This window comes from Microbacterium jejuense (genome assembly GCF_039544225.1).
Lineage (GTDB): Bacteria > Actinomycetota > Actinomycetes > Actinomycetales > Microbacteriaceae > Microbacterium > Microbacterium jejuense.
The window spans coordinates 89,821-98,191 of the sequence record NZ_BAABLG010000006.1 but is presented as its reverse complement, the minus strand read 5'-3'; the positions used below and the strand labels follow the sequence as shown (position 1 = coordinate 98,191).

Below are 8,371 nucleotides of genomic sequence, written 5' to 3'. Positions count from 1 at the left end.
GGGCCTGCGGCGGCGCGGAGGCCTGTGCCTGCGCGGCGGCCTGAGCCGGCGCGGGGGCCGGTGCCGCGGCGGCGGTCGGCGGCGGGGCTGCAGGGTTCGCCGCTGCGACGCCGGGGGCGCCGGTCACGAGGCCGGTCGCTGCGTGCGCGACCGCGGCGGCACCCGGCACCTGCGCGATGACGCTCGCGTCCACGCCGTCCGCGACAGCCTCCCACTGGGCGCCGGTGCTGCCCGGCCCGACGACGCCGGCGCGCGACCGTGAGCCGGGGATCCGCAGCGCTGTGGCGGCATCCGCGTCGCTGGCCATCGAGGGCAGCTCCTCGCTCTGGTCGGGGCGCCCGGCGGCGGCCCGGCGGGCCTGCCGCAGCGCCTTGGCATCGAACGGGTCGAGTCCGGCGCGCGCGTCGATCACCCAGCATCCGCCGACGCGGTCCAGGATGCTGCGCCCCCGCCGCTGCGGATCCCACAGCCCGGACGCGAACATGAGGGCGGGGCCGACGAGCGGCACGATCCCGCTCGCCCACAGCACGAGCGCCCGGAGCGCGACGCGCCAGAATCCGGCGCGGCCGAGGTCGTCGACGTCGATCGAACGCAGCCGCATCGCAGCCTTGCCGGCGGTGACGCCGCGGCGCCCGTGCAGGATGAGCTGGAGCAGACCGAACAGCAGCGGCAGCACCGTGCCGATGAGGATCAGCAGCGGCGCGACGAACGAGGTGTCACCGGCGAGCAGCATCACCGCGCCGACGACGGCGGGCGAGGCCAGCAGGATCCAGATGCCCGCGTCGATCGTGAACGCGACCGACCGGATGCCGGGTGCCGCGGGCACGATGCCGAGCGCGGCGGCGTCCTCGGAGCGGACAACGGCGACGGGAGGAGGGGGGACGGATGCGGGGAGGGTCATCGGCTTCCTCGATGGTTCAGATCAGCAGCAGCACCAGTGCGACGACGGCGGCGACGAGCACCACGGCGACCACGACGGCGACGATCAGCAGCCGGCGGCGATCGCGTCGTCGGCGTGACGCGATCCCGTCGGGGGCGGGCGGGGGCGTGGCGGACGGCGGTGAGGCGGTCTGCGCGCGGCTGGCCATCGCGGGACCGGTCGTCCTCGGCGCCCGGCGGTCGGGCGTCTCGCCGGTGGGCACGTAGGCCGTCCGGCGCAGCTCGGCCGGATCAGGCCCCGCGGGCGGACCGGCCGGAGCCGCGCGGCGCACCGATCGCAGCACGGTGTCGTCGGTGCGCTCCTCGATGGTCGTCCCGCCCGCGGTGCGGGTCTCGGCCGATGCCGGGGGGTTCGGAAAGCCCTCGGCCGTCGTGGGGCGACGGCCGGCTATCGAGGTCGCGTCGAGGTCTTCGTCGACGGGCGCGGTGCGGCGCGATGGAGCGAGCACCGTGTTCTCGTCGACGTCGGGCTCCGGCTCCGACACGCGCCGGGCCGACAGCACGGTGCGGTCGTCGACGTCGGGCTCCGCAGCAGGCGCACGCCGTGCCGACAGCACCGTGGCCTCGTCGACGTCGGGCTCCGCAGCAGGCGCACGCCGGGCCGACAGCACCGTGGCCTCGTCGACGTCGGGCGCCGGGCTCCGCCGAACCGACAGCACCGTCGCCTCGTCCGGCGCGTCGTCGGCGTCGGGCGGCGTCACGCGATGCGTCAGCTCGTCGTCGGGGAGGATCACACGTCGCTCCGCTGCAGCCGGATCTCGGCGTCGCCCAGCAGGAAGCGCTCACCCGCCTCGACCTCTTCGCCCGGGGTCGCCTCGACCTCGGTGCCCATCACTGTCGAGAACAGCACGCCGTTCGTCGAGTCGAGGTCGACGACGTACCACTTGTCGTCGCGCAGCTGCAGCCGCGCGTGCGTCTTCGAGACCGTGCCGTCGTGGATCGACACGAGCTGCGCGCCGGGGCGCTCCGCGTCGGCCGACGGGCGGCGTCCGAGGATCACGACGTCCGCCGTGAGGGCGATGGGGTCGCCTGCCGGCGGGATGAGCGTCCAGTCGGTGCGCTTGCGGCGCGCGATGACCGTCTCGTCGAAGGAGTCGTCCTCGTCGGGGAGCTCGGGGCGGCCGTGCTGGGCCGACACCGACGAGCGCGCCGAATACGGGATGCCGGCATCCGCCACGCCCGCGACGGCCGATACGGGGCCGGAGGCCTCAGGGAACGCTTCGGACTCCGCCATCGGCGAATGCGCCGGGGCCCAGGGCTCGCGGTCGTCGCCGGTGATCGCCGGCAGCGGCACATCGGTCACCGGCGGACGCATGATGCCCTCGCCGGGGGGCTGGGTCGACGGACGCGGTGCATACGCCTCGGGCGGGATCTCGTACGCGGTCGGAACCGCCGGGACGCCCTCGGGGCCCGAGGCCGGCACCGCCGAGATCGGGGCAGGGGCGCCGGTGAACGCCCCGGTCACCTCGGCGCTGCGGTCGGTGGTGTCCAGCGCGAAGCCCTGCCACGGATCCGCGTCGCCGGACGCGTCCCCACCCGTGGGCGCGCTCTCAGCGGGCAGGCCGTCCAGCGCCGCCTCGGCGGCAGCCGCCGACACCGGGCGCCCCGGCAGCGGCGGCGGCGTCCAGCCCCCGGGCGGAGGCACGACGACAGCCCCGGCGGCCGGAGTGTCGGTGGGCGCGGCCGGCGCCGGCTCGGACGCGGGCGCGGGCGCCGGCGCCACGGCCGAAGCGACGGGAGCAGCGACAGAAGGAGCCACGGGCTCGACGGCCGCAGGAGCCGGAGCAGCCGCGGGAGGCGTGTACGCCGGCGGCGGCGCGAACCCGCTCACGGCAGGGTCGGTCGCGACGGGCGCGGGGAACGCGGCCGGGGCACCGGACCGCGCGACGGGAGTGGGGAACGGGGGCAGCGGGGGCAGGCCGGCGGCGGCCTCGGCCGCACGCCGGGAGGCGGCATCCACTTCTCGTCCGACCCAGCGCGCACTCCCCCAGCCGATCACCGAGGCCCACACCGGGAACACCAGCACGCCCAGCACCGTCATGCCGGCGCCGTACCCGAAGGCGACGCTGACGCGATAGACGGCGAACACGAACACGACGACGAGCGCGATGGCTCCCAGCACCGGGAAGAAGATGAGCAGCAGCCACCAGCCCGACATGCCCGCGAGCTGCAGCACGACGACGGCGTTGAGGACGGGCACCCAGGCCTTCCACGACTCGACACCGGACTTGCGGAACACCGCGGACAGCGCGAGCGCGATCCAGACGTAGACCGCCGCGGAGAGCAACAGGGTGATCAGCGACCCGACGAGGGCGGCGGTGGGATCGGTGGCGTTCATGGCGTGGGACGCACGGGCTCGGCCCGTCGTCTCCCCCTTTCGGCAAGTCGGGCCTTCTCGGCGGATCGGGTGCGCGAAGCGGATCCGGACCTCAGCGGGCGGAGCAACGATCTCAACGATACGGTTGCGCGGGCTCCGCGCCAGAACCCGTTCTCCCGACGGAGCTCCCGGCGCTCCGTGTCGATGGCACGCCAGTAGCCTTCCGCATCCTCGCCCGACATCGCCGCGGGCGAGAACACCGCCCGGTCGGCGTCGCGTGCGAGGTCGGCGCCGGCGGGCGTCGCGAACGCCGCGGCGAGTTCACTGCGAGTGGATGCCGGCACCGCTGTGCGTCCGGCGTCCAGGGCCGCGTCGACGTATTCGTCCCAGCCGCCGGCGACGCGGTCGGCGGGAGTGCCGAAGCGGCGGCGCTTGCGCCGGCGACCCGCCTTCGCCCAGATGATGGCCAGGAACGGCCCGAACGCGAGCGCGAGCAGGAGCAGCGTGATGCCGCCGACGCGCAGGATCGGCCACAGCCAGGCCAGGTCGACCGCGGTCTGCTGCTCGTCCTGGGTGTCGGAGCCGGAGTCCTCCTGCGTGGGGTCCGGCGGCACGACCTCGTGCACCGAGTCGGGCCGGACCTCGGTCACGTTCTCGGGGTCGCGCTGCTCGGTCACGTCGAGGCTGGGGCTCTGCGCGTACTGAGGCGACACGTCGATCGCGACCCAGGTGCCGTCGGCGGACTGCACCTCGGTCCAGGCCGTGAGGTCCTCGGCGCGGCACGCGCCGTCGTCGCACGTCGCCAGAGCGGGGTCGGCCGTCTGGAGGCGGGCGCCGAGCACCACGCGCGACGGGAAGCCCACCTCTCGGGCCATCAGCGCGACGGCGACGGCGAACTGCTCGTCGTCGCCGACGGCCGCGACGTAGTTCCCGGATGCCTCGGCCCGAGGATCGGCCTCGCGCTCCAGCAGCCGCGAGAACATCGTGTCGATGCGGGCGAGCGAGTGCCCCGACGCACTGGGCTGGAAGGCGTAGTCGCCCAGCGCCTCGGTCCACACCGGGGCGGACTCGCCCTCGGTGAGCCCGTGGCTGAGGTAGCCGCGCTCGCGCAGCAGCTTCACGAGTCCGGCGAGCTCCGTGCCGCCCGACCCTGACGCGTGCGCATCCATCCACGCGCGCAGGCTGTCCGGCGCCGAGACACCGCCCGGGCTGCCCGGCGCCTCGAGGCTCTCGAGGTCCTCGATCTTCGGCGTCACCGCGTGCACGACATACGAGTCGCCGGCCGTGAGGCCGCCGCCCGAGGTCTGCACGCCGGCCGCCGCGGCGGCGTTGTAGTAGAACCGGTCGGCGAGCGATGCCGACCTGTCGCCCGAGAAGTCCACCGACTGCAGGCGGCCGGCCGTCGGCATCCAGATCTCGTCCCATGTGCCGATCTCGACCCGCAGCGTGACCTCGTCACCGGCCCCCGCGTCGAGCGTCGACGGCACGCGGACGAAGCGCCCGGCGTCGACGGCGCCCTCGCCGCCGGAGCGGAACACCTCGCCGTCGTACGCGTCGAGCGTCGCGATCCGCACGCGGTCGGGCAGCGTGCCCGGCCCCGCCTCGACAGTGAAGAGCACGTCGGCGGCGCGGTCGTCGGCGAACAGCGAGCGGTACTGGGCGAGCGGGCTCACCTCTGCCGACAGGTCGATGTCGGGACCGACGGCCGAGCGCAGCACGTCGCGGTCCGCACCGCGTGCCGCGTACGGCACGACGGCGATCGCGATCACGAGCGCGCCCACGACCATGCCGGTGCCGAGCACCGTGCGGCGCCGGTCGGCGCCGGTCGGCTTGCGCGAGATGCGGACCCCGCTGGATGCCGCAGCCCGCTGCAGCGCCCGCAGGCGCTGGTCGTGGGTGCGCCACGCGAGCCACAGCAGGCACGCGAGGAGCCCCGCGATGCCGATCGCGGTCTCGACCGGCGCGTACAGGGTCACCGGGCCGATCCGCCAGGGCGCGCTCACCGTCGTCCGCCCGAAGAACAGGCCGAACGACACCATCGCCAGCCCCACGGGAACTGCGAGCAGTGCGGCCCCGTCGTCGCGCCACGCGAGCAGCAGGACGAGGCACGTGCCGATGAGGAACACCACGAGGGCGGGCACGAGCAGGTTGCGGTACGAGCCGACGGGCAGCTCGACGGTGACGAGGTCCTTCCACGCGAAGACGAGTCCGTTGCCGAGCTCGATGAGGCCCCGCAGCAGCTCGGACACCCCTCCCAGGCGCGACGGCACCGCGAGGGGGACGCCGACCAGCAGCAGCGTCACGGCGATCACACCCGCGACGATCGCGGCGTTCCACCGCCGCCACCACGCGACCGCGGCGATGCCGCCGCCCAGGAGAGCGCCCGCCGCGACGAGCACCACGAAGTTCAGGGACCGGTAGATCGGCCACGCGGCCACCGCGGCGACCACGACGATGAGCACCGCGAAGGCGACTCCCGCCGCGATGCGCGGAACGAAGCGCCGGGGGGCCGATGCCGTGACGGCCCCCGTCGCCGGGCCGCCGGCATCCCGTCGTCCGCCATTGACGGGAACGCCGCCGGTGCCCGGCGCCGGGGCGCCCGGAACACCGGTGCCCGGAGCCTGACCGCCCGGAACGCCGACGCCCGCTGCCATGCCGTCGCTCACGAGGTCGCCCCCCTCAGCAGCAGGCCGGCGAGGTCGTCCAGGGTGCCGACGGTGAGCACCGTCATGCCCGACACGGGCTGCATGCGCGGGTGGGCGCGCTCGTCGCAGATGAGCCCCACCACCTCGGTGCCGGCGGGGAACGCGAGCGCGGCCTGCTGCAGGCGCGTGAGCGGCACGCGCGAGCCCACGATGACGAACGCGATCGACAGACGCTCGCCCGACTCGGCGGTCAGGCGGCACACGTCGCCGACCGGCATGGTGCTCTCGAGCATGTCGACGCCGCTGAAGCCGTCGAGCATCGGCCGCGGCGCCACCGACGGGATGTGCCGGATCGCGCGCAGCCGGCCGCGCACCACGCGCGGGATCTCGGAGCCGACCACGATCTGCACGTCGCGGGCGTCGTGAACGGCGCGCAGACCGAGCGACGCGGCGCACGAGACGGCCAGTTCGAACTCGTCGGCGTCGGCGTACTCGCCCTCGGCGACACCCAGCACGACGGCCATGCGCGAGCGGCGGGACTCCTCGTACTGCCGCACCATCAGTCGCCCGGTCTTGGCTGTCGACTTCCAGTGGATCTGCCGGCGCGAGTCGCCCGGCGCGTACTCGCGGATCGCGTGGAACGACATGTCGGCGTCGACGAGCCGCCGCGTCGGGCTGCCCTCGAGGTCGCGGATGAGGCCGGCACTCGTCGACGGCAGCGAGGTCGTGCGCGGATGCACGAACACCTCATGCACGTCCTCGAACGCGTGCTCGCGGCGCAGCAGGCCGATGGGGTCGCTGCGGACCGTCGTCGCGGGGCCCACGGTGACCACGCCGCGACGCATGCCGGGGATGTCCAGCGGCTGCGAGATGTGGTGCCCCGGCCGCAGCAGCGGCACGCCGAACTCCACGAGCCCCGCACCCACCGGGATGTCGATGCGGCCCGGCAGCGACAGGCGGTGGCCGTCGTTGCGCACCACGATCTCGCCGGCGACGTCGTCACCGGCCACGACCCGCTCGTGCGTGAGCGTCAGGTCCACGTCGTACGAGCGGGCCCCGAACAGGAACGGGATCGCCGCCACGAGCAGGACCAGGGATGCCGCCCCCGCGACCATCCACTCGACCCAGCCGAACAGCATCCCGAGCACGAGGCCCACCGTCGCCGCGAACGCGACCAGCGCACCCGCAGGGCGGATGGTGCCGGCGGCCCACTCGGCCGCCGACGTGACCCCCGAGCCGGTGGCGCGCCACACACCCGTCCACCACACGGCGGCGCGCACGAACGCGCGCGACCGCCGCGACCGCCCGGTGGTGCCGAACGCGGTGCTCGTCGAGGTGACGTGCGTGCGTCCGGACGCGCCGGTGCGACCGGCGGTGCCGGTGGAGTGGACGGTGCGGGTGAGCCGCGACTCTTCGAGGGTCATGCGGTCTCGCGGCGTGAGGGCGGGGCGACGTCGAGCAGCACCTGTCCGACGACGGTCTCCTGCGTGACGCCGTCGAACTCGGCCTCGGGGTGCAGGATCAGGCGGTGCGAGAGCACCGGCACCGCGAGCGCCTTGACGTCGTCGGGCGTCGCGTACGTGCGGCCCTGCGAGGCGGCACGCGTGCGGGCGGCCCGCGTGAGCGCGAGGGCGCCGCGGATGCTGACGCCCAGACGCACCTCGTCAGCGGTGCGCGTGCTGTCGACCAGGCGCGCGATGTAGTCCAGCACGAGGGCGTCGACGTACACCTGGGCGCCGAGGTCGGCCATGCCGACGAGGGCCTGCGGCGTGATGATCGGGGTCAGCTCGGCGGTCGCGACAGCCGCGCCGTCGAGGATCCGGACGGTCGCGGCGTGGTCGGGATAGCCGAGCGACGTGCGCATCATGAAGCGGTCGAGCTGCGCCTCGGGCAGACGGTAGGTGCCCGCTTGCTCGACGGGGTTCTGCGTCGCCAGCACGAGGAACGGCACGCCGACCGGGCGCGAGACGCCGTCGATCGTGACGCGTCCCTCCTCCATGACCTCCAGCAGCGCCGACTGCGTCTTCGGGCTCGCGCGGTTGATCTCGTCGGCCAGCACGATGTTGGCGAAGACCGGGCCCGCGTGGAACTCGAACACGCCCTCCTTCTGGTCGTAGACGCTCAGACCCGTGATGTCGCTCGGCAGCAGGTCGGGGGTGAACTGGATGCGGGTGTTCGACCCCTGCACCGACTGGCCCATGGCGCGCGCGAGCGAGGTCTTGCCGGTGCCGGGGACGTCCTCCAGCAGCACGTGCCCGTCGCTCAGCATCGCGGTCAGCACGAGTTCGACGACGTGACGCTTGCCGAGCACAGCCCGCTCGACGTTGTCGGCGATCTGCCGGAACGTCTGCGCGAACCAGTCGGCCTGCTCCTGCGTGATGGTCATGTCGTGTGGTTCCTCTGGTGTGGGGGTCGTGTGCGGTTCGTCTGGGGGGAGGTGGATGCCGGCGGCCGGTGTGGGTGCAGCCCG

Annotated in this window: 6 protein-coding genes; all 6 read right to left on the bottom strand. The window is 74.4% G+C overall.

The window, feature by feature from the left end; all coding sequences use genetic code 11:
- On the bottom strand, positions 1–901 hold a 901-nt coding region (locus tag ABEA46_RS12625), incomplete at its 3' end, for an RDD family protein (RefSeq protein WP_345544910.1).
- Positions 902–917: 16 nt separating this feature from the next.
- Positions 918–1,673: a hypothetical protein gene (locus ABEA46_RS12620; protein ID WP_345544909.1), complete on the bottom strand. Its 756-nt coding sequence runs from the start codon at positions 1,671–1,673 to the stop codon at positions 918–920.
- Positions 1,670–3,277, bottom strand: coding sequence for a DUF5684 domain-containing protein (locus tag ABEA46_RS12615; protein ID WP_345544908.1), 1,608 nt, complete (start codon positions 3,275–3,277; stop codon positions 1,670–1,672). The genes ABEA46_RS12620 and ABEA46_RS12615 overlap by 4 nt, the downstream gene beginning before the upstream one ends.
- A complete protein-coding gene (locus ABEA46_RS12610; RefSeq protein ID WP_345544907.1) occupies positions 3,274–5,922 on the bottom strand; it encodes a transglutaminase TgpA family protein in 2,649 nt (882 codons plus the stop codon). Before ABEA46_RS12610 ends, ABEA46_RS12615 begins: the two co-directional genes overlap by 4 nt.
- Complete coding sequence (locus tag ABEA46_RS12605; RefSeq protein ID WP_345544906.1) at positions 5,919–7,325, bottom strand: DUF58 domain-containing protein; 1,407 nt, start codon at positions 7,323–7,325, stop codon at positions 5,919–5,921. Before ABEA46_RS12605 ends, ABEA46_RS12610 begins: the two co-directional genes overlap by 4 nt.
- Positions 7,322–8,287, bottom strand: coding sequence for an AAA family ATPase (locus tag ABEA46_RS12600; protein WP_345544905.1), 966 nt, complete (start codon positions 8,285–8,287; stop codon positions 7,322–7,324). Before ABEA46_RS12600 ends, ABEA46_RS12605 begins: the two co-directional genes overlap by 4 nt.
- Between the last annotated feature and the right edge of the window lie 84 nt (positions 8,288–8,371).

Bases quoted from the DNA above. Each gene is read 5' to 3' on its own strand.
- ABEA46_RS12615 (WP_345544908.1), bottom strand. From the start codon at position 3,277: ATGAACGCCACCGATCCCACCGCCGCCCTCGTCGGGTCGCTGATCACC.
- ABEA46_RS12605 (WP_345544906.1), bottom strand. From the start codon at position 7,325: ATGACCCTCGAAGAGTCGCGGCTCACCCGCACCGTCCACTCCACCGGC.
- ABEA46_RS12600 (WP_345544905.1), bottom strand. From the start codon at position 8,287: ATGACCATCACGCAGGAGCAGGCCGACTGGTTCGCGCAGACGTTCCGG.